The 19,184-nt window shown below is 65.1% G+C and carries 21 protein-coding genes; 10 read left to right on the plus strand and 11 right to left on the minus strand.

Annotation, left to right across the window (positions count from 1 at the left end):
* Positions 1–5: 5 nt before the first annotated feature.
* Positions 6–2,411 (plus strand): beta-glucosidase family protein, encoded by a 2,406-nt coding sequence (locus tag Y958_RS05200; RefSeq protein ID WP_088871168.1) that lies wholly within the window; start codon positions 6–8, stop codon positions 2,409–2,411.
* On the opposite strand, the gene Y958_RS05205 is transcribed toward Y958_RS05200, so the two are convergent.
* The gene (locus Y958_RS05205) at positions 2,408–3,214 is read right to left on the minus strand and encodes a TetR/AcrR family transcriptional regulator (RefSeq protein WP_186291272.1); all 807 of its coding nucleotides are present in this window, start codon (positions 3,212–3,214) and stop codon (positions 2,408–2,410) included. The two genes, Y958_RS05200 and Y958_RS05205, sit on opposite strands and share 4 nt — an antisense overlap.
* Before the next feature lie 568 nt (positions 3,215–3,782).
* Between Y958_RS05205 and Y958_RS05210 the strand changes: the two genes are divergently transcribed.
* Genes Y958_RS05210 through Y958_RS05220 form a run of 3 tightly spaced genes read left to right on the plus strand, consistent with a single transcriptional unit; the run spans position 3,783 to position 8,424 of the window.
* Positions 3,783–6,071: a TonB-dependent receptor gene (locus tag Y958_RS05210; RefSeq protein WP_088871170.1), complete on the plus strand. Its 2,289-nt coding sequence runs from the start codon at positions 3,783–3,785 to the stop codon at positions 6,069–6,071.
* Positions 6,072–6,097: 26 nt separating this feature from the next.
* Entirely contained in the window at positions 6,098–6,745 is a 648-nt protein-coding gene (locus Y958_RS05215) for a gluconate 2-dehydrogenase subunit 3 family protein (RefSeq protein WP_088871171.1), read from the plus strand.
* Positions 6,742–8,424 (plus strand): FAD-dependent oxidoreductase, encoded by a 1,683-nt coding sequence (locus Y958_RS05220; RefSeq protein ID WP_088871172.1) that lies wholly within the window; start codon positions 6,742–6,744, stop codon positions 8,422–8,424. The genes Y958_RS05215 and Y958_RS05220 overlap by 4 nt, the downstream gene beginning before the upstream one ends.
* 316 nt (positions 8,425–8,740) lie before the next feature.
* Here the strand turns inward: Y958_RS05220 and Y958_RS05225 are convergent, their stop codons facing one another.
* The 5 genes from Y958_RS05225 to Y958_RS05245 all read right to left on the minus strand — a co-directional run bounded on the left by Y958_RS05225 (position 8,741) and on the right by Y958_RS05245 (position 11,697).
* Entirely contained in the window at positions 8,741–9,271 is a 531-nt protein-coding gene (locus Y958_RS05225; protein WP_088871173.1) for a VOC family protein, read from the minus strand.
* Positions 9,272–9,334: 63 nt separating this feature from the next.
* Complete coding sequence (locus Y958_RS05230; protein WP_244909382.1) at positions 9,335–10,213, minus strand: alpha/beta fold hydrolase; 879 nt, start codon at positions 10,211–10,213, stop codon at positions 9,335–9,337.
* Between the two features lie 20 nt (positions 10,214–10,233).
* Positions 10,234–11,058, minus strand: coding sequence for an oxidoreductase (locus Y958_RS05235; RefSeq protein ID WP_088871175.1), 825 nt, complete (start codon positions 11,056–11,058; stop codon positions 10,234–10,236).
* A gap of 45 nt (positions 11,059–11,103) precedes the next feature.
* A complete protein-coding gene (locus Y958_RS05240) occupies positions 11,104–11,301 on the minus strand; it encodes an NAD(P)-binding domain-containing protein (protein WP_244909383.1) in 198 nt (65 codons plus the stop codon).
* A 93-nt stretch (positions 11,302–11,394) separates the two neighbouring features.
* A complete protein-coding gene (locus Y958_RS05245) occupies positions 11,395–11,697 on the minus strand; it encodes an EthD family reductase (RefSeq protein ID WP_244909384.1) in 303 nt (100 codons plus the stop codon).
* Positions 11,698–11,949: 252 nt separating this feature from the next.
* Between Y958_RS05245 and Y958_RS05250 the strand changes: the two genes are divergently transcribed.
* Complete coding sequence (locus Y958_RS05250) at positions 11,950–12,810, plus strand: LysR family transcriptional regulator (RefSeq protein WP_088872491.1); 861 nt, start codon at positions 11,950–11,952, stop codon at positions 12,808–12,810.
* 126 nt (positions 12,811–12,936) lie between these two features.
* Here Y958_RS05250 and Y958_RS31845 read toward each other — a convergent pair whose 3' ends face one another.
* Entirely contained in the window at positions 12,937–13,074 is a 138-nt protein-coding gene (locus Y958_RS31845) for a hypothetical protein (protein ID WP_186291273.1), read from the minus strand.
* A 210-nt stretch (positions 13,075–13,284) separates the two neighbouring features.
* Between Y958_RS31845 and Y958_RS05255 the strand changes: the two genes are divergently transcribed.
* On the plus strand, positions 13,285–14,127 hold the full coding sequence (locus Y958_RS05255) for a transglutaminase-like domain-containing protein (RefSeq protein WP_088871176.1): 843 nt from the start codon (positions 13,285–13,287) through the stop codon (positions 14,125–14,127).
* Positions 14,128–14,169: 42 nt separating this feature from the next.
* Here the strand turns inward: Y958_RS05255 and Y958_RS05260 are convergent, their stop codons facing one another.
* From Y958_RS05260 to Y958_RS31850, 3 genes are read right to left on the minus strand one after another with little or no spacing between them, the layout of a single operon-like run.
* Entirely contained in the window at positions 14,170–14,763 is a 594-nt protein-coding gene (locus tag Y958_RS05260; protein ID WP_088871177.1) for a lipid-binding SYLF domain-containing protein, read from the minus strand.
* Positions 14,760–15,002, minus strand: coding sequence for a hypothetical protein (locus Y958_RS05265; protein ID WP_088871178.1), 243 nt, complete (start codon positions 15,000–15,002; stop codon positions 14,760–14,762). Before Y958_RS05265 ends, Y958_RS05260 begins: the two co-directional genes overlap by 4 nt.
* A gap of 29 nt (positions 15,003–15,031) precedes the next feature.
* Complete coding sequence (locus Y958_RS31850) at positions 15,032–15,439, minus strand: hypothetical protein (protein ID WP_186291274.1); 408 nt, start codon at positions 15,437–15,439, stop codon at positions 15,032–15,034.
* A gap of 86 nt (positions 15,440–15,525) precedes the next feature.
* Between Y958_RS31850 and tnpA the strand changes: the two genes are divergently transcribed.
* Genes tnpA through Y958_RS05290 form a run of 4 tightly spaced genes read left to right on the plus strand, consistent with a single transcriptional unit; the run spans position 15,526 to position 18,598 of the window.
* Positions 15,526–15,960 (plus strand): IS66-like element accessory protein TnpA, encoded by a 435-nt coding sequence (tnpA, locus tag Y958_RS05275; RefSeq protein WP_088870543.1) that lies wholly within the window; start codon positions 15,526–15,528, stop codon positions 15,958–15,960.
* Entirely contained in the window at positions 15,957–16,304 is a 348-nt protein-coding gene (gene tnpB, locus Y958_RS05280; RefSeq protein WP_088870542.1) for an IS66 family insertion sequence element accessory protein TnpB, read from the plus strand. Before tnpA ends, tnpB begins: the two co-directional genes overlap by 4 nt.
* Before the next feature lie 45 nt (positions 16,305–16,349).
* Complete coding sequence (tnpC, locus tag Y958_RS05285) at positions 16,350–17,996, plus strand: IS66 family transposase (protein ID WP_088870541.1); 1,647 nt, start codon at positions 16,350–16,352, stop codon at positions 17,994–17,996.
* Positions 17,993–18,598, plus strand: a complete 606-nt coding sequence (locus Y958_RS05290) for a plasmid pRiA4b ORF-3 family protein (RefSeq protein ID WP_088870540.1) — start codon at positions 17,993–17,995, stop codon at positions 18,596–18,598. Before tnpC ends, Y958_RS05290 begins: the two co-directional genes overlap by 4 nt.
* A 124-nt stretch (positions 18,599–18,722) precedes the next feature.
* On the opposite strand, the gene Y958_RS05295 is transcribed toward Y958_RS05290, so the two are convergent.
* Complete coding sequence (locus tag Y958_RS05295) at positions 18,723–18,974, minus strand: hypothetical protein (RefSeq protein ID WP_088871179.1); 252 nt, start codon at positions 18,972–18,974, stop codon at positions 18,723–18,725.
* Positions 18,975–19,184: the final 210 nt, after the last annotated feature.

Consider the following 19,184-nt stretch of genomic DNA (forward strand, 5'->3'; position numbering starts at 1 on the left):
CCCGAATGTCTGTCGATTTGCCCGACGATCCCTTTGCCATCGCCCCGTTGACGAGTGGTCGTGACATGTGGTCGACGGCCGAACTGCCCGGCATCCGTTCCATCAAGATGGCGGATGGCCCCATGGGTATCGCCTCGGGCCGGGTGGACGAGCGGGACGTCGCCGTTCTCACCCCATGCGGCACCGCCCTGGGTGCCAGTTTCGATCCCGACCTGGTGGCCCGCGTGGGCGCCATTGTCGGTGGCGAGGCGCGGCGCCTGGGCGTCGACGCCGTCCTGGCACCAAACCTGAACCTGCAACGCAGTCCCCTCTGCGGTCGCGCGTTCGAGCTGTTCGGTGAGGATCCCTATCTCGCCGGTGCCCTGGGGGCCGCCTGGATCGGCGGCCTGCAAAGCCAAGGGGTGGGATCCGTCGCCAAGCACCTGGTGTGCAATGACAGCGAGACCGATCGGGACAGCATGAACGCCGTGGTCGATGACCGCGCCCTACGGGAGGTTTACCTGCTGCCGTTCGAGATGGCGGCGACCGCGGGCTGCGTCGGCATCCTGGCGGCCTACAACCGCCTGAATGGCCATTATTGCGTGGAACATCGCCAGCTGCTGACGGAGATCGTCAAGGGTGATTGGCGTTACCCCGGTTTCATCGTCTCCGACTGGTTCGGGGGCCGCGACACCGTGCGCTCCGCCTTGGCGGGATTGGACCTGGACATGCCGGGTCCCGACCGGGTGCTGGGGACGAAGTTCGCCGCCGCGGTGACGGCGGGCACGGTGTCGGCGGACCGCCTAGCCGATGCGGCGGGGCGCGTGGCCGGGGGCGTGCGGGCCATCGACGGGTTGCCGGTCGGCACGGCCGTGGCCGACCCGGATGCTGTGCTGACCGAGGCCGCCGCCGCCGGCTTCGTGCTGCTGAAGAACGAGGGCGGGCTGTTGCCGCTGGCGCCGGCGGCCGTGCGGCGGTTGGCCATCATCGGTCCCAATGCGGCCAGCCCCTGCCTGCAGGGCGGCACATTCGCCAAGATCGCGGTGCGTCCCGATTTCGTCACGCCGCTGCAGGCCATCCGTGAGCGCTTCGGTGACGCCATGCAGGTGGTCTATGAGCAGGGCGTGGCGCCGGAATATCGCCTGCCGCCCCTGAGCGTTACGCCCGCCCGGGACCTGGGCGATGGGGCGTCGCGCGGCATGACCGTGGAGTTCTTTGTCGGCGATGGTGACGGCGAACCCGTGTTCGCGGAGACCCGCGACACCAACTCGCTGACATGGTTCGTTGGCCTGCCGGGGACGGACCACCTGAAACAAGCCGGGCGCATCCGGGCCAGCGGATGGTATGTGCCGGAGCGGGGGGGCGCGCACCGCGTCCACATCGGCGGCACGGGCACGCTGCGCCTGATGGTGGATGGCCGCGAGGTGTTCAGCGGCGGTGGTCCGGTGGCGCCGTCCGATCTCATGGGCACGCTCAAGGGCGGCGACAGCCAGTCGGTGGAGGTGGACCTGGCCGCCGCCACACCCGTGCTGCTGTCCTTCGAACTGGCCTACACCCCGGCCCGGGCTCAAGGCCTGTGGTATGGCATGGCAGGCCCGGACCTGCCGGCTGAGATGCTGGAACGCGCCCTGGCCGCCGCGGCCGCCGCCGATGTTGTTTTGCTGATGGTGGGGGAGACGGCGGACGCCGGCGTGGAAAGCAAGGACCGCCCCGGTACGTCTCTGCCGGCCGCGCAGGTTGATCTGCTCCATCGCCTGCAGGGGGTGAATCCCAACATCGTGGCCATCTGCAATGTGGCCCACGCCTTCGACCTGTCATGGCAGGACAAGGTGAAGGGCTTGATGATCACCTGGTATCCCGGCGAACAGTATGGACCCGCCTTGGCCCAGGTCTTGGCTGGGGACCGCGAGCCTGGCGGTCGCTTGCCCTTGAGCATCGCCCGTCAGGACGGGGATTATCCCGCCTTCAGCCTGAAGCCGGACATGTCGGGCGACGTGCCCTACCGGGAGGGGCACCTCATTGGCTACAAGGGGATGCAGGCCGCCGGCACAGCGCCCTTGCATGCCTTCGGCGCCGGTTTCGGCTATACCCGCTTCGCGGTGTCCGATCCCTGCCTGACCGAGGCGGCGGACGGTGCCGCCGTGGTGTCGGCGCGGGTGCGCAATATCGGGCCGCGTCCGGGTAAGGCGGTGCTCCAGGCCTATGTCGCCGGGCCGGACGGTATCCGCCACTTGCGCGGCTTCGTCAGCATCGCCGTGCCGGCGGGGGAGGAGGTGCCCGTTCGCCTCACGCTGCCGTCGCGCGCCTTCGCCCACTGGGACACATCGGCCGGCGGCTGGCGGACGGCACCGGCCCGGCACGAAGTGCTGCTGGGGTGGAGCAGCCTGGATCTGCCGTTACGGCTGATCGTCGAGCGGGCGGCGGGCCGTTAGCCCGCCTTCGCCTTGGTGCTGGGCCTGCCCCTCGGCCGGCGTTGGGGCGCGGCGGCGGTCGTGTCGGGTTGCCTGTCCTGGTCGGCGTCCTCCTCAAGCCCGGCGGCGTCGGTGCCGCGCGGGATGCCGGCCCGCGGTTCGGAGGGGGACGCGGAGTGAGGCCGACCGCCATCGTGGGACGCCGCCTGGGCGACATAAGGCTTGGTCATGAGATAGGCCGCGAAGGAATGCGTGAGGTCGCGTTTCAGTTGCTCCCATTCCCACATATCCCCCTCTTCCCGCACCGAGCCCAGCCCCAAGACGCGGGCCAAGGCTGCGTACATGATATTGAATCCCGCCTGCACGGCGCGTTCGGGATCAGGGTGCGCGATATCCTCGCGGTATCTTAAAATCGCGAGTTTGATGTCGGCGATGGCCGCCTGATGGGACGTCTTGCCCAACTGGGCCACTACGGGGTCATGGTTGGCGCGCAGCATCATGGCCCTGAGTATGTCCGCGTGATGGCGCAGGTGCTCCGCCATGCCCGCGGTCAGCGCCGCGACCAGGTCATGCAGGTTGCCCGTCTCCAAGGCCACCCGGGCGATCAACTGCTGCTGCTCCTGCTGGATGTTCGCTTGAACACGATCCTGCACGGCGCGGATCAAGTCGTCTTTACTGTCGAAACGACAATAGATGGAGCCGACCGAGACCTTGCCGACACGGCTGACATCAGTGAGGGTGAACTCATCGTTGCCGTGAATTTTCAGCAGATCTTGCGCCGCCGCTAGCATTCGTTCGTACGAGGCCTTGCTGCGACTTTGCACGGGCTCTCGTTGTGGGCCTGGCTTCACCGCTCTTCGTTCACTCATAAGCTCCGCTTTCCCAAATATATCGACAGCTCGTGGCGGCTCGAAATTATAGCACTGATACCATTTTGGGCTATCGGCTGGAGAACTGCAATCGCGTGGGTGGGGTACACGCCCGACTTTGGCGTGCCCGCCTTCGTCGCGTGGCGCACCGAACGGGGCTGGCCAAGGCCCGCAACAGTCGTTTCATAATATAACGGCGATTCCGATAGTTCGGCATGGGCGCATGATTTCCAGCCCTTTATCATGCGATGGGGCGGGCCGTCGCATGGCGGAAAGCCTGCGGCTCTTTGAACCAGTGGGTTGGGGGCATGGCGCTAATTGCAAAACTTTCCCTGGGTTTTCGTCCTTTTGCCCGCCCGGCGCCGCCGTGTGCGCCAGTGGGCAGCCTAGCGTAGGGCATGGGCGTATTGGCCCTAGACAAGAACAATAATACAGGTTCTAATTATCTCCAACAAATGCGGGGAGGAATGGATGGGCCGGTAAACCGTCGGTCACCTTCCTGAAATCACAGGGGAGGGTGTCCATGAAACCATCGATCAAATTGCTGCTCCGCGCGTCGACGGCGCTGTTCCTGGCGACTGGGGCCGCCACGGCGCAGACCGCACCGGCATCCACCAGCGCCAACGCCGCCGACACCTCCCTTATGGAAATCGTGGTTACGGCCCAGAAGCGCAGCGAAAGCGTGCAGCAGGTGCCGATTTCCGTGACGGTGATCGGCGCCGACCAGCTGGCCCGGCGGGGCGTGCAGTCGGTGCAGGATCTCTCACAGGCCAGCGCCTCCTTGGAATTCACGGCGCCCGCGGCCGCGCCTGGCGGCGGCGGTTTCGTCCGCGGCATCGGCACCAACCAAGTGGGTAACGCCACGGCCGCCAGCTCCGTCAGCATCGTGCTGGACGGCGTCGTGCTGGGCAATGTGCCGGTTTCCGACATTTTCGACACCGAACGGGTGGAGGTGCTGAAGGGGCCGCAAGGCACGCTGTTCGGCAGTTCGGTGTCGGCCGGCTTGGTCAACATCACCACCAAGGCGCCCGTCCTGGGCGAAACGTCGGGCTATGTGACCACGGAATTCGGCCTTACCGGCCTGGGCTCGGGCTATTCACGCGATGTCGTGCGCGCCGCGCTGAACGTGCCGGTCACCAGCAATTCGGCCCTGCGACTGGCCGCGCACTTCTATGACAACTCCGGCCTGACCAACGACACGATCACAGGCAAGGATGAGGACCAGAGCAACTACGGCCTCCGCGCCCGCTATCTGGCCCAGCTGTCCGACAAGCTGACGTTCAACCTGATCGGCGATTACAACAAGACCGACGACAGGGACCCGGGCGGCCTGATCTATCGGGCGGCCACCGCCGGCTCGCCGCTGGCCCAGGCGCTGGGCGCGTGCGGCATCGTGGCCTCCGCCTCCAACACCAGCCAGTGCAACGAGCAGGGGCTGTACGACCGGGCGCAGGTCGGCGGCGTGTCGGGCCAATTCGACCTCGACCTCGACGGCATGACGCTGACCTCCATCACCGCCGGGCGCCGTTTGCACGACACCACCGCTGTGGACCTCATCGGCATCACGCCGTCGGTGGCGCGCCAGTACATGCAGAACTGCAATTTCGCGGACTGCTTCCCGGTGGTGGCGCTCTATGCCGGCACCACGACCACCCCGCAGGTGACCAATCATTCCCTCTTCTCGCAGGAACTGCGCCTGACTTCGTCGGACAACCGCGACCTGGAATGGGTCGGCGGCTTGTATTACCAGCGCACCGCCTTCGCCAATTCCAAGCCGGGGTTGCTGATCATCCACCCGGCGGCCGTGGGCATGGATCTGACAGCCGCGGAGGGCACGCAGCGTATCCACGCGGATAGCGAGGACTATGCCGCCTTTGGCAACGCGACCTGGTACCTGGAACCGGAAACCCGGCTGATCGGCGGCCTGCGCTTCACGCATTCCCGCGTCCATGAGGAAGAGTCGGACCTCATCAACGCTGGCGTGCCGGACACCTTCGCCGCGACCGGCTACGCCAACGCCGCCACCTGGCGCGCTGGCGTACAGCACGATTTCGACCGGGACATGATGGTCTACGCGACGGTCTCCACCGGTTACAAGGCGCCGCAGATCAACGACCAGCTGACCACCACCGACCATGCCCTGGACCCCATCAAGGCGGAACGCCCCATCGGGTTCGAGGTGGGGGTGAAGAAGACCATGTTCGACGGCCGGCTCTACGTCGACGCTGACCTGTTCTATACCGACGTGAAGGACTTCCAGACGCAGTCGTGCGTTTCAGGCATCAGCGGGCTGAACTGCTCCAACATCAACGTGTCGAAGGTCGTCACCAAGGGTTTCGAGTGGGAAATCTTCGGCCATCCCTTCGCGGATACGACCGTCAACGTTTCCGGTATCGTCAATATCGCCGAATACCCGCAGGGCTTCATCGGCGCCGACGGGTCGGACATGTCCAACAAGCAGCTGAACTACGCGCCCAAGTTCAAGATGACCATCTCGGCCGAGCGGCAGTTCACCCTGTCCGACACCTACAGCCTGGTCCTGGGGGCGGATGCCACCATCCGGACCAAGCAATCCATGTATCTGTCGGCCGACCCGGTCTACGTCGTGCCGGGTCAGACCATCTTCAACGCCCGGCTGACCCTGAAGTCCGAGGACGGCTGGTCTGTGGGCTTGTTTGGCCGCAATCTGGGCGACAAGGTTTATCCGACCCAGCTGTACCCCACCACGGCGTTCGCCCAGGGCGGGCTGTGGCAGGCGATCGATCCCAACGCGCGCCGGCTGGTGGGCATACAGGCGGAAGCCAAGTTCTGAAGCTGGACCTGTTGAGAGGATAGCCCATGGATAATCGTACTCGGGATGCAGGGGGCGCCGGGCGGCGCCAGTTCCTGATGGCCATGGCGGCCGCCGGCGCTGCGCTGACGCCCGTCGCCCTCTGGGCCCAGGTGAGGACCGGTGCGGACGCGCCCGCCGCCAAGGCCCTGGCGCCCTCGCAGCAGGCGCTGCTGGATCGGGTGGCCGATTTGACGATACCGGACAGCGACACGCCCGGCGCGCTGGCGGTTGGCGTGCCGGCCTTCGTCGCCCTGGCGCTTGCTCATGGCCTGGAGGGCGCCGGCGCGCCCGTTCCTGCGGCCCGTTTCACCGGCGGCGCGGCTCCGGAGGGCGCCACCGTGCTGGATTGGCTGACGTTCGAGCTGGACCTGAAGACGGGGGGCGCCTTTCTGGCGGCGGCACCCGCTGCCCAGGCGCAGGCGCTGGCGGCCCTGGACGGTGCGGCCTATGCGCCCGGCGGCCCACCTGGTGGCGACGCGTCGCCCTGGCGTGTGCTGAAAGGGCTGATCGTCACCGGCTACTACACCTCCGAGGCTGGCGCCTCGCAGGAGCTGCAATACGAACTGGTACCGGGACATTGGGACCCGGATGTACCGGTGGGGCCCCACGCGCGGGCTTGGTCTAACGATTGGACGGCGGTGGACTTCGGATGAGCACTGAGTTTGACGCGATCGTGGTCGGTTCCGGCATCACCGGGGGCTGGGCCGCCAAGGAACTGACGGAGAAGGGCCTGAAGGTCCTGATGGTCGAACGCGGCCGCATGATTGAGCACGGCAGCGGCTATGTGACCGAAACGCTGGCGCCCTGGGAAATGCCCTTCCGGGGGGAGGGCGACGCGGCGCTCTACGCCCGCGATTTCGCCGTTCAGTCCAAGAACCGGCATTTCACCGAGTTCACGCAGAACCATTTCGTGAACGACAGGGACAACCCCTATTCAGTGGCCGAGGGCACGGAGTTCAATTGGTGGCGTGGCTACCAGCTGGGCGGGCGCTCCCTGACCTGGGGGCGGCAATCCTACCGCATGAGCGATTATGACTTCGGCGCCAATAAGAAGGATGGCCACGGCAGTGATTGGCCCATCCGCTATGCCGACCTGGCGCCCTGGTATGATCATGTGGAACGCTTCATCGGCGTGTCCGGCCAGGCGGAGGGCGTGGCCTCCCTGCCCGATGGTGTCTACCAGCCGCCCATGGCCCTGAACGTGCTGGAACGCTACGCCAAGGGGATCATCGAGCAGCGCTGGCCCGACCGGCGCCTGACCATCGGGCGCACCGCCAACCTGACGCAAGAGAAGGAGGGGCGGTCCGCTTGCCAATATCGCTCCATCTGCGCGCGCGGCTGCTCCTACGGCGCTTATTTCAGCACCCAGAGTTCCACCCTGCCGGCGGCGCAGAGGACCGGCAACCTGACCCTGATCACCGACACGGTGGTGGAGCGGGTGGACTACGACGCCCGGACGCGGCGGGCGACCGGCGTCTCGGTCCTGAATGTGAAGACGGGGGAACGGCGGCGGCATACCGCCCGCATCGTTTTCCTTAACGCCGGCGCCTTCAACACCAACCACCTGCTGTTGCGTTCAGGGTCCGACGCCTTCCCCACCGGGTTGGGCAATTCCAGCGGCCTGCTGGGCACCCACATCATGGACCACGCGACCACGGTGGGTGCCGTCGCGCTGTTCGACCGCTTCCAGGACCGCACGACCTATGGCAACCGGCCCACGGGGGTGGTCATCCCGCGCTTCCGCAACCTGGATCGTCAGGAGGGTGATTTCCTGCGGGGCTACAGCTTCCAAGGCGGCGCCTTGCGCAGCACCTGGACGCGGGCCAAGCGTGAGGCGGGTGTGGGCGCGGACTTCAAGGCCGCGATGCGCGGCCCCGGCGGCTGGCGCATGGTCCTGGTTTCCTTCGCGGAAAGCCTGCCGCGACCCACCAACCGCCTGACCCTGGACCTGAGCAAGACCGACGCCGTGGGCGCGCCGCTGCTGAAGATCGATTTCAGCCACGGCGAGAACGAGCGGAAGGCGCTGGCGGACGCGGGGCGGGAGGCCAGCGCCATGCTGACGGCGGCGGGGGGCAAGGTCGTCCTGTCGCTGGACCGGCCCGGTGCGGGCGGCAGCGCCATTCACGAAATGGGTGGCGCCATGATGGGTGACAACCCGCGCACCTCCGTCACCAACCGCTGGAACCAACTGCACGATGTGCCCAACGTCTTCGTCAGCGACGGCGCCGCCATGGCCTCGTCAGCCTGCCAGAACCCGTCGCTCACCTATATGGCGTTGACAGCCCGGGCCTGTGATGCCGCTGTGCGCTTGTTACGGGAGGCCAAAATCTAGGGCGTGTAGGCATCGCGCGGAGCAGTGTTCCCGCGTTGCCCGGCGATAGATGGTGGGCGCAAGTTTTTGCCCTGGCCGGAAAAGCTGCCTTCTTTCAAGAGCCGGGACCGTGAGTGCCATAGCTGGCGGCATTTTAATGGTTGGAGAATATTTATATCAATGAAATCAATTTGTTGCCGGTTCTGTTAATCATTGGGAGGAATGAGGGGCGAAGGTCAGGTTCTCCCTGATGGACCGACCGCAGCGCGGTCGGTCCGTAACGACTGCATCAGCATCGCCGCGACTTGACTGATGCGAATCCCTTTTCGCGCCCTGCTCAGTCCTCGTCCTGCCACCTGCGCAGATCCGTCTGCTCATGATAGGCCATGCGGTCGGGCGTGGTGATGAATTCCATCGTCGTGCCCCACGGCATGCGGCAGTAGCAAACCTTGTTTCCAGGACCTTTTTCGGTTGCATAGGGAATGGCGCGCGGCGCGGTGAGGGGGGTGCCTCCCGCCCTCTCGAAGCGCTCGACTGATGCGTCGATGTCATCGGTGTAGAGAGCGAAGTGCGTGATGCCGAAATCGCTCGCCCGGATCGGCTGGGCTTGCTCGGGACCGTGCATTTCGAAGAGCTCGATATCGGGTCCGGTCCCGATCTTGACCATCGCCTGCGCACGCACGACCGTTCCGGGGAAAGCGCCGACGGCCCGCTCGAATTCCGGTCCCTGGCGCGGCGGATCCCGCGGCCCGAAGGACTGGTAGATCACCTGGCCGCCGAAAGCTTCGACCAGGAACGATTTTGCGGCTTCGATGTCGGGCACCGTGATGCCGATATGGTTGACGCCGCGAATGACGGGTGCGGTCATGACGGTCTCCTTGGCTATTTATTCGATTCATCGCCAGGCCCACGACGACGCGGGCGCCGAGTTTCAATTGGCCTTGAGGAACTCGATCAGGGCGGCGGCGACGTCATCCGGCCGCTCGTCCGCGACATAGTGGCTGCACCGCGCGATCGACCCGCCCGTCACATGGGTGGCGAACTCCTTGAGCATCGGCACCATCTGCGCACCGAACCGCTGGTCCCCACCCAGGCCAAGCACCGGGATCTCGAGCGGTTGCTTCTTGTATTCGAGCGCGGTTGCATGATCGGCGGCGAGGGTGCGGTACCACTCCATGCCGCCGCGGGTGCGGCCAGGAAGCGCCATCGCCTTGGCGTAGATCTCGATGTCCACCGGATTGAAGGTGCTGTGATCGTAGAACCGCTCTGCCATGAAGGTTGAAACATAGTCATATTCACGGCCATGAATCAGGCGTTCGGGTAGGTCCCGGTTCATATGGAAGCTGAAGTGCCAGAGCCTTGCGGTCGTCGCCTCCCATCCGGTCCAGCCGGGAAGCGGAACGTCGAGGACGGCCAGGTGGGTGACAGCCTCCCGATAAATGGCGGCCTGCGGCAACGCCACCATTCCGCCAATGTCATGGCCGCACACGGCATAGCGTTCATGCCCAAGGGCAACCATGACCTCGTGCGCGTCGCGCGCCATCGTCGCCTTGTCATAGCCGTCGAGCGGGCAGTCGGAAAAGCCCGCGCCGCGCAGATCCATGGCCACCACGCTGAAATGCTCGGCCAGCAGCGGCATCACATGGTGCCATTCCCACCATGTTTCCGGCCAACCATGAAGCAGAAGGATAGGCGGGCCTGAGCCCCCCGTGACGGCGTTGATCTTGATGCCATTGACCGGCACCAGCTGCTGGGAAAACCCTTTCAAGGTTGCGATCATGATCGCTTTCCAGTCGATGTTGACGTTCAACCAGGGCCCGCGGCCGGTGCTCAGGGCTGGCCGAAATCGGTGGCGATCGTGATGTCGCGCCAGGCGTCGATATCGCTGCGGAAGGAAGCGAGCTTTCGCTCAGCGATCGAATGTGCGATCGGGCCGAGCGGCAGATGAAGCGGGGCGTCATCGGCATCCACTGCTTGCAGGATCACCGCGATCGCCTTGTCGGGATCGCCCGCTTGATTGCCGTTGTTGGTTTCGCGATAGTGCTCGCGCGAGCTCGCGGCGTATTCTGGCATCTTGTTGGCCGCCATCGTGATCGAACGGCCAAGGAAATCTGTGCGAAAAGGCCCAGGCTCGACGATCAGCACGCGGATGCCAAACGGCTTTAGTTCGCCGGCGAGCGCTTCGGAAATCCCTTCCACGGCGAACTTGGCGGCATTGTAATATCCGCCACCGCCGCCGCCCGCGATACCTGCGCCGGACGACATGTTGACGATCGTCCCGCCCGAACCTCGCAGGACGGGCAGGGCTGCTCTGGTGGTTTCGATCAGACCGAAGACGTTCACCTCGAACATCGGCCGATATTCTTCGGGCGAACCTTCCTCGATGGCGCCGAACAGTCCGTAGCCGGCATTGTTCACGAGCACGTCAAAGCCGCCGAATGTCTCGACTGCCTTTGCGACCGCGGCTTTGGCTGCCGCCGCATCCGTCACGTCGAGCGGTAAAGTGATCATACGGCCGCCGAAAGGCTCAGCCATTTCTTCGATCGTTTTGACATCGCGGGCCGTGGCGATGACGCGATCGCCCCGCTGTGCCGCAGCGAGCGCGAGCCGCTGGCCAAAGCCGCTTGAGCAGCCGGTGATGAGCCAGGTTTTCATTATATTTTCTCCGAAGTGTTTTCAGACGACGCCAAGCTGTCGCCGTTATGAACCGCCGGACAGCATCGTGAAGACTGCGTCAGCCTCGAATGCATCCGCCGCGAGCCTGACCAGCGTTACTCCGGGAACGCTTTCCTGGGCGACCTTGCTCCGGTTCCAGGCCCGCACGTCCTGGCCGGCCTTCGCCAGGTTCAGGGCCATTGCCGAGCCCATACCGCCGAGTCCGATAAATCCGATCTGCATGGTCTGTCTCCTGTTGCTCAGATGAGAGCCGGCACAGAGTCGGACGCGGGCTGCCGGGCGGCCGTCAGGCCGAGACCCGGGCCGATGCGCTGCTCAGAGCGGCTTCACGATGCTGCGCTGCGGTTTGACGGCGGTGACGGTGTCGACATCCGCCATGACCTGGGCGGTTTCCGACGAATTAAGCGCCGTTTCCATGGCGGCCTCGTCGCGGAAGTTGACGACGCCAACCGCGATTAGCCCGGCGCCATCACCTTGCGGAAAGAACCCGCCGGCACTGACAAGCCCATAAGGCCCCCAGCTTTCCCGCACGAGCGGGAAGTGCGCGTTGATCCAATGATCGCGGTCGAACGGCGTTTGCTCGTCGCCCGCATAGGTCACCAGCATCGTGATCATCATCGAAGTCCTCATTTGCGAGCATCGCAGCGGGGGCGCCGCGTTCTGCTACCGCTTCGGAAAATCTCTCTGCTCAGTCCGGACGAACTTCCCTTGGGTTCCACAGCCGGGGCGACCCAAGCGGCCGCCCTCATGGGGCGGGGAATCCACGGAGGGACGCACCTCCAGACGACAACAAGTATCTAGGTGTTTAGATTTGTTCTTTGGACTGACATAAATGTACTCTCGTCGTTCAGTTTTGTGCGGGTGGTGGCGATGGAATGGAGTGACGTCAGAATCTTCCTCGCCATTGCACGATCCGGCACGCTCGGCGGCGCCGCGCGTTCTCTTCAGACAAGCCATCCGACCGTCGGCCGGCGCCTCCGCGCCCTTGAGCAGGCGATCGGTCACACGCTTTTTCAGCGGACTGCGGACGGCCTTGTTCTGACTGAAGAAGGCCATGGGATCATCGCGCTGGCGGAGCAGATGGAAGAAGGCGCGCTGGCCATGGAGCGCCGGCTTGCGGGGCAGGAACAGAATCTCAAAGGCAGTCTGCGCATTTCATCAGCGGACTGGTTCGGGGCCTATGTGCTGCCTCCGATCCTGGCGGATTTCTCGAAAGCCTATCCCAACGTGGACGTCGAAATCCTGACCGGCACACGCTTGTTCAACCTCGCCCAGCGGGAGGCCGACGTCGCTTTTCGTATCGTTCCGTTCGACACTGCCGATGTCGTTCAGCGGCGGCTCTTCAGGCTCGAATACGGCGTTTACATCGCTGAGGAGGCGCCGGATCCCAAATATGGCGATGGGACTGGTTTTCGGCTGATCACCCATGACACATCCACGGGCCACTTTCCTGATATCGCGTGGCTCATCGAGAGTTTCCCCAATGCGAGACCGGTCCTGCGATCGAACAACCGCAACGTCCAGGGGCGCATGTGCAGGCAAGGCGTCGGCATCGCTGTCCTGCCGCGCGTGGTCGGCAATCAGATCCCGGGTATCCGCAGACTGGAACTGCCGACGCCGCCGCCAGCGCGAGACATTTGGATGGGATACCATCGGGACCTACGGCGTCTTCAGCGTCTCCGCGCGTTCATCTCGATGGTATTGGACCACCTCGTGAACGCGACCGCATGATGTGCGGCCGGGAAATGACCCAAGGTCCCCGGAGAAACACCAAGATCGCTGTAGTGGTCTCAGCCGGTTGCTCTTCGGTCATGCAGTGCCGGTTGCCTGGAATTCGATCAGGGTCGCATGCTGCGCTTAGCGATCAAGGAAGGCCTTGAGGAACGGTATGCTGATCCCGCTGGCGCCGACCACCGGCACGGGCAGCTTGGGATAAGCTTCCAGGTCGTGGATGTCCTGGTCGACGGTCTGGTACCATCCGTTCCCGGTCCTCATCGCGCCCAGGGCCCCGAGCGGCCGCCCTTTAGATGACGAAGCAGGCACGCCGGCTGGGAAATCGCGCCATAGCGCCACCAATGATGGGTGCGCTGCAACAAAGGGCCGGAATAGGCGTTGCATGGGAGGGGGGGACACCCCATGCTCATGGCGACACCAGCGGGAATTCGTTCCCTTCAACGGTGATCAGCAGTCCGGCCGGAGGTATTGATGGAAATTCGCGTCGGTTGTCTGATGACCTATGAACTGGCGCAGGCCACGCCCATAATCCTTATGCTGAATGTCCATGCGTCGCGGGTGGCAGACTTGGCGCAACCGGACACGGTGGTGACGATTCCGCCGGTGCCCATGGCTGGATACCACGACGGCTTCGGCAACTGGTGCACGCGGCTGGTGGCGCCGGCCGGCCGTTTCGTCATCCGGACTGATGGCGTGATCCGTGATAGCGGCCAATGGGAAACCCCCCATATCGATGCCCGCCAAGTCGCGATCCCGGATCTCACTCCGGATACGCTGGTTTTCCTGCTGGGCAGCCGCTACTGCGAAACCGATCTTCTATCGGAGACTGCCTGGTCGTTGTTCGGGCAGTCGCCACCCGGCTGGGCGCGGGTACAGGCCATTTGCGATTACGTGCATGACCACATTACCTTCGGCTATGAGCATTCGCGGGCCACACGCACGGCGGCCGAGGTTTTCAAGGAAAAGCACGGAGTCTGTCGCGATTATGCGCACCTGGCACTGACCTTCTGCCGCTGCCTCAACATCCCCGCACGGTACTGCACGGGCTACATCAGCGATATCGGCTTGCCGCAGCCCCATGCTCCCCAGGATTTCGCGGCCTGGATTGAAGTCTTTCTGGAGGGCCCGTCCGGCGGACGTTGGCATGTCTTCGATCCGCGCAACAACGATCCCCGCATCGGCCGCATATTGATGGCCCGGGGCCGCGACGCGGCGGATGTGCCGCTGTCGCTTACCTTCGGCCAGCATACCCTCGCGGGCTTCCAGGTGACGGTCGAAGAGGTCGTGGCGTCCCACGATCCACACGCGACCTGAGTTCCGGAAGGTTTCACGCGACCTGGTCGGTTCAGGATACGCTCAGTTGGGCTGCCAGCCGGTCTTATATATCCTTGTCCCCTCGATACCGACGCGGACCGTGGCGCCGTGCCGGTCGAAGACGAAGGCGTAGGCGTCGTCCGCCGGGTCTACGGAAGGGCTCGGGGCCGTATCCTCGTTCACCACCACGGGGGTCGGTCCTATGCCGAATTCCCAGCCCTTGCCGTCATAGGCATATGTCTCCGCCTTTGCCGTCATCAGGAAAACCACGTAGCCGTAGGCGGGGACCGGCGATTGTCGGGAAGAAGCCTCGGACTCGTAGTAGCCCTCCACCAGGGTTCCCCGTTTCAGGATGCCTTCGCCCCTCATCTGGCCGCCCGGCTTGGCGGTCTTCAGCATACTGGGGAAAATCAGCACGGACCGGGCCTTCCGGGACAGGGTGTCTGCCGCCGGGCTCGCTTTGCACAGGCGGCGCAGGGCCAGGTCCGCGTCCCTGTCGAGGTCGGCTTTCGTGAGCGCGATGGCCGCAGGCGCCCACGTTGATGCCATCGCGGCGGCAACGATCGGAAAAATGGTGAGAAGGTGCCGCCGGGACGGATCGGTTGACGCGCGTCCCATGCTGTCGCGATCACTCATTGCGGATATCCATTCTCCGCTGTCGGAGGAAGGGGAATGGGGCGGGAATAAAGGGTCCTCCCGTCCGCGTCGCTGATCGCCAGAAAGTCGGGGTGCTGGGGCATATCGAGGGTGTGCGCCATGGACCAAGCCAATTTGACCGCGTCATTAAGGTCGACCACGTCGACCACTTCCCGGCCGACCACCGCATGGGCGTCGTCCTGGGGCCGGGTGCGGTAAAATTCGATGATGGCTTTCATGGCGGTTTCCTGCGGTCGCTGCGAACCCGTCATGCCGGACGATATGTGCCCTTACGGGACGGGGCGTCGGGGACTTTGGGTGCCGCATTCGGTTTACCCGCGGCCCTCTCCGGCGCGGGCGGAGGCGTCTCCTGTTGCTTGGGTTTGCGGATTTCGCGATTGCCGCGCCTCTTTTCCTTGGACAAGGCGAGGCCAGCCAGCAGGAGGCTGCTTTGCGCGACCATGCGCTCATGGGGCTCGCTGTCGTTTCGGATACGGTATTGCGGTGAATCGTCCCGTGCCGGAAGTTTTTCCGTGACGCGATAGACATCCGCGAACCGCAGCGGTTGCCCGAACCTGAACTTCAGATGGACGAGTTGTCCTACCGCAAAGAGATGTGCCGCTGGGCCACGAAAGCGGGAGCTGCCACCTGGTTGGTGAGAATTTGTGGTGGTCATGGGTTGATCGTAAGCGTCAGCGCAGCCCCGCCTTCCCATGGCGTTATTGATGGGCATGCTTGCCGCTCGGCTTGAGTGGTGGACGCATGGATGACGTGACGGTGATCGGCAAGGAGGCGCTTCGAAGTGCTCATACGAGCGCTTCGGAGTTGCACGGCGAAGTTTTGAGCGGGCCGGAGCGTCGGCGGCGCTGGAGTACCGAAGAGAAGCTGCGGGTTCTGGCGCAGAGCGTGGCGCCGGGGTCGTCGCCGAGCCTGACGTGCCGCATGCACGGTATCAGCACCGGTCAGCTATCGACGTGGCGCAAGCAGTTCCGGTCGGGTGAGCTGACGGGGTTCGTGCCGGTCTCGGTTGTTGCCGATGCGGCGTTGCCCGCACCGGCTGTCGTACCTGAAGTGGCGGAGCAGACGCCCGTTGCCGTCGGCGTGGTCGAGGTCGAGCTGCCGACCGGCGTGCGCCTGCGGATCACCGGCGATGTCGGTGAGGCGGCCTTGCGCCGGGTTTTGGCGGCATTGTCGTGATCGGCCTTCCGGGCAATGTCCGCCTCTACCTGGCGTGCGGCGCGACCGACATGCGCCGTGGGTTCGACAGCCTGGCCGCTCAGGTGCAGACGATGCTGAGGCTTGATCCCCACGACGGCGCGCTTTACGCCTTCCGGGGGCGGCGGGGTGACCTGATCAAGATTTTATGGTGGGACGGCCAGGGCCTCTGCCTGTTCTCCAAGCGGCTGGAGCGTGGCCGGTTCGTCTGGCCACAGGCCCGGGAGGGCTCGGTCGCGCTTACCGCCGCCCAGGTTTCCATGCTGCTGGAAGGGATCGATTGGCGGACGCCGGTGCGAACCTGGCAGCCGGACGCGGCCTGCTGAGCGCGCTCGGTCCCGTGCGGCCCCCGGCGCGTCATAGTGACTCGGATGCTGTCCACCACGCTGCCGACGGCGGCGTTTTCGGGTAGAATCCGCCCCATGACCGCCGCCGCCGCAGAGATCGCCGAGCTCCGTGCCCGGCTCGCCGAACGCGAGGCCGAACTGGCCACGGCGCGGGCGGAACTGACTGGCGCGCGCCTCCTGATCGAGCAGTACAAGGCCCAACTGGCCAAGCTCCGCCGGATGCAGTTCGGCCGCTCATCGGAGAAGCTCGACCGGCAGATCGCGCAACTGGAACTGATGCTGGAAGACCTGGAGGAAGGCGAAGCCGCCCGGACGGCGCCGTCGCTGGATGCCGGGAACGCGGCCCCGGAACGGCGCCAGCGGGACCAGCGCCATCCGGTGCGCCATCCCTTGCCGGAGCATCTGCCGCGGGAGGAGGTCGTCCATTCCCCCGGTGACGTCTGCCCCGGCTGCGGCGGCACGCATTTCTCCAAGCTGGGCGAGGACGTGACCGAGGTGCTGGAGAAGATCCCGGCCCGCCTCAAGGTGATCCGCCACATCCGGCCGAAGCTCTCCTGCCGGGCGTGCGAGGTCATCCTCCAGGCGCCTGCCCCAGACCTGCCGGTGGAGAAGGGCCGCCCCGGGCCCGGCCTGCTGGCCAATGTCGTGGTGTCGAAGTACCTGGACGGGCTGCCGCTCTACCGGCAGTCGGCGATCCTGGCGCGCGAGGGCATCGCGATCGAGCGCGCGACCTTGGCCGATTGGGTCGGCCATGCCGCCTGGTGGGTGGCCCCCCTGGCCGGTCTGATCGGTGCCCATGTAATGGCGGCGCCAGTCATCCACACCGACGACACGCCGATCAAGGTGCTGGCCCCCGGCAACGGCCAGACCCGGCTCGGTCGGCTTTGGACCTACCTGGTCGATGAGCGGCCCTGGTGCGGGGAGCGTGCGCCAGCGGCGTTCTATCGTTTCAGCCCGGATCGCAAGGGCGAACGGCCCCGTGAGCATCTCTCCGGGTTCAGCGGGGTGATCCAGGCGGACGCCTATACGGGTTATGAGGCACTGACCCGGCCATCGAGCCTGGTCCAGCCCGGCATCATCCCATCGGGCATCGTTCATGCTGCCTGCTGGGCGCATGCGCGGCGGCATCTCTACGACCAGTACGAGAAGACCAGGTCACCCATCGCCGAGGAGGCCTTGCGCCGGATCGGGCGGCTCTACGAGGTCGAGGCCGCGATCACCGGCCTGTCGGCTGAACAGCGCCGGGACGCCCGGCGGCAACTCGCCGTTCCCATCCTCGACGACCTCAAGCCATGGCTGGAGGCGCAGCAACGGCGCCTGTCGGCCAAGAACACGCTGGGCAAGGCGATCGGGTATGCGCTGAACCGCTGGGAGGCGCTCACCCTCTATGTCGCCGATGGCCGTATCGCCATCGACAACAACCCCGCCGAACGCTCCCTGCGCGGCATCGCAATCACCAGGAAGAACTTCCTGTTCCTGGGCTCCGAGGCGGGCGGCGACCGGGCGGCACTCCTCTACTCCGTCCTGGAGACGGCGAAGCTGAACGGGCTCGACCCCGAGGCCTATCTGGCGGATGTCCTGGACCGCATGGCCAAGGGGCATCCGATCAACCGGCTGGCCGAACTTCTGCCCTGGAACTGGATGCGCCGGGCTGACAAACTCGCGGCATGACCGCCGACACCCTTGCCATCCTGCGCATCGAACTGCTCCATACCGAACCCCTGGTCTGGCGCCGCGTTGCCGTGCGCGGCACCACCAGCCTCGCGGCGCTCCACAAGATCATCCAGGCCGCCATGGGCTGGCTCGACTACCATCTGTGGGAGTTCGAGGTCGAGGGGGCCACCTACGGCCTTCCCGATCCCGATGGCATGGACTGGGGGCGCACTATCAAGCGCGCCAGCACGATCAAGCTACAAAAGTTGCTCGATGCCGGTGTCGAGACGTTCGGCTACGTCTACGACATGGGCGACAACTGGGAACACCAGATCATCATCGAGCGCGTCGAGGCCGCTCAGCCGGACCAGCCCTATCCCCAGTTCCTTGGTGGCGAGCGGCGCTGCCCGCCCGAGGATTGCGGCGGAGTTCCCGGCTACTACGACTTCCTCGATGACATCGCCGGGCCCGACAAGGGCAGAGGCAGCAAAAAGAAGAAGGAAGCCCTCGACTGGTACGGCGGCCCCTACGACCCCGACGATATCGATGAAGAGCAGATCCGCATTACTCTTAAGCGGATCGCCAGCGCTTCAAGAATGAAGAAGGCCGTCAACCCTTGAACTGCTCGCCGATCCGCTGACGCTTACGGTTGATCCTTGTGGGGCGGTATCAAAAGCCGCCGTTGTTTGTCGGTTGAAAGGGCGGGCCGCTGAGGATGGCGCCCTGCAAGGCGCCCGCTCATCCTTACGGCTTGGTTCCGGCCCCGGTGGGAAACGCGACACTTGCCACAAGGTCGTGCGATGGCTGCGCCGGGGTGTCCGTTTTTGCGGAGATTGGGAGCTCATGGGATCCACCCGGAAAGGCGAGCTGGCGTGTCGCGGCGACCAGCCAGGCGTCGTGGATCAGTCTCCCGCGGCGGTTCCAGGGAATGCCCGTCGTATTGCTGGCTTCATAAAGTTTCTCAGCCAGGGCGTGAGCTTCCTTGGTGTCCGCCATGCGCGTCTCCTACGTCGGCTGCCCGGCCGACAGCGGGCGGCCTTGAAAAAGGCCGGCGGTTAGGCGCGTCGAATATTTTCGTAGACGTCGGTGGTCAGCCAGGTTTGGCCTTCTTCCATGCTGGCAGCTGCGGTCTGCCGCCGTTGGACCGGTAAGGGGAGGGCGGAGCCGCCAGGCAATCGAAAATCCGCCGCCGCGCTTCTTCCGATA

Origin of the sequence: Nitrospirillum viridazoti CBAmc, assembly GCF_000730165.1 — a bacterium.
GTDB classification, from domain to species: domain Bacteria; phylum Pseudomonadota; class Alphaproteobacteria; order Azospirillales; family Azospirillaceae; genus Nitrospirillum; species Nitrospirillum viridazoti.

What these genes read in the sequence shown, in the direction of transcription:
- Y958_RS05245 (WP_244909384.1), bottom strand. Translation starts at nt 11,697, where the DNA reads ATGATGATCACGATGCTGGTGACCTATGCGGGCGACGAGCAAACGCCG.
- Y958_RS05265 (WP_088871178.1), bottom strand. Translation starts at nt 15,002, where the DNA reads ATGAAAGCCATCATCGAATTTTACCGCACCCGGCCCCAGGACGACGCC.
- Y958_RS31850 (WP_186291274.1), bottom strand. Translation starts at nt 15,439, where the DNA reads ATGACCACCACAAATTCTCACCAACCAGGTGGCAGCTCCCGCTTTCGT.
- Y958_RS05260 (WP_088871177.1), bottom strand. Translation starts at nt 14,763, where the DNA reads ATGAGTGATCGCGACAGCATGGGACGCGCGTCAACCGATCCGTCCCGG.
- Y958_RS05290 (WP_088870540.1), top strand. Translation starts at nt 17,993, where the DNA reads ATGACCGCCGACACCCTTGCCATCCTGCGCATCGAACTGCTCCATACC.
- Y958_RS05220 (WP_088871172.1), top strand. Translation starts at nt 6,742, where the DNA reads ATGAGCACTGAGTTTGACGCGATCGTGGTCGGTTCCGGCATCACCGGG.
- tnpC (WP_088870541.1), top strand. Translation starts at nt 16,350, where the DNA reads ATGCTGTCCACCACGCTGCCGACGGCGGCGTTTTCGGGTAGAATCCGC.
- Y958_RS05225 (WP_088871173.1), bottom strand. Translation starts at nt 9,271, where the DNA reads ATGACCGCACCCGTCATTCGCGGCGTCAACCATATCGGCATCACGGTG.
- Y958_RS31845 (WP_186291273.1), bottom strand. Translation starts at nt 13,074, where the DNA reads ATGAGGACCGGGAACGGATGGTACCAGACCGTCGACCAGGACATCCAC.
- Y958_RS05210 (WP_088871170.1), top strand. Translation starts at nt 3,783, where the DNA reads ATGAAACCATCGATCAAATTGCTGCTCCGCGCGTCGACGGCGCTGTTC.
- tnpA (WP_088870543.1), top strand. Translation starts at nt 15,526, where the DNA reads ATGGATGACGTGACGGTGATCGGCAAGGAGGCGCTTCGAAGTGCTCAT.
- Y958_RS05240 (WP_244909383.1), bottom strand. Translation starts at nt 11,301, where the DNA reads ATGCAGATCGGATTTATCGGACTCGGCGGTATGGGCTCGGCAATGGCC.
- Y958_RS05215 (WP_088871171.1), top strand. Translation starts at nt 6,098, where the DNA reads ATGGATAATCGTACTCGGGATGCAGGGGGCGCCGGGCGGCGCCAGTTC.
- Y958_RS05200 (WP_088871168.1), top strand. Translation starts at nt 6, where the DNA reads ATGTCTGTCGATTTGCCCGACGATCCCTTTGCCATCGCCCCGTTGACG.
- Y958_RS05255 (WP_088871176.1), top strand. Translation starts at nt 13,285, where the DNA reads ATGGAAATTCGCGTCGGTTGTCTGATGACCTATGAACTGGCGCAGGCC.
- Y958_RS05295 (WP_088871179.1), bottom strand. Translation starts at nt 18,974, where the DNA reads ATGGCGGACACCAAGGAAGCTCACGCCCTGGCTGAGAAACTTTATGAA.
- Y958_RS05235 (WP_088871175.1), bottom strand. Translation starts at nt 11,058, where the DNA reads ATGAAAACCTGGCTCATCACCGGCTGCTCAAGCGGCTTTGGCCAGCGG.
- Y958_RS05250 (WP_088872491.1), top strand. Translation starts at nt 11,950, where the DNA reads ATGGAATGGAGTGACGTCAGAATCTTCCTCGCCATTGCACGATCCGGC.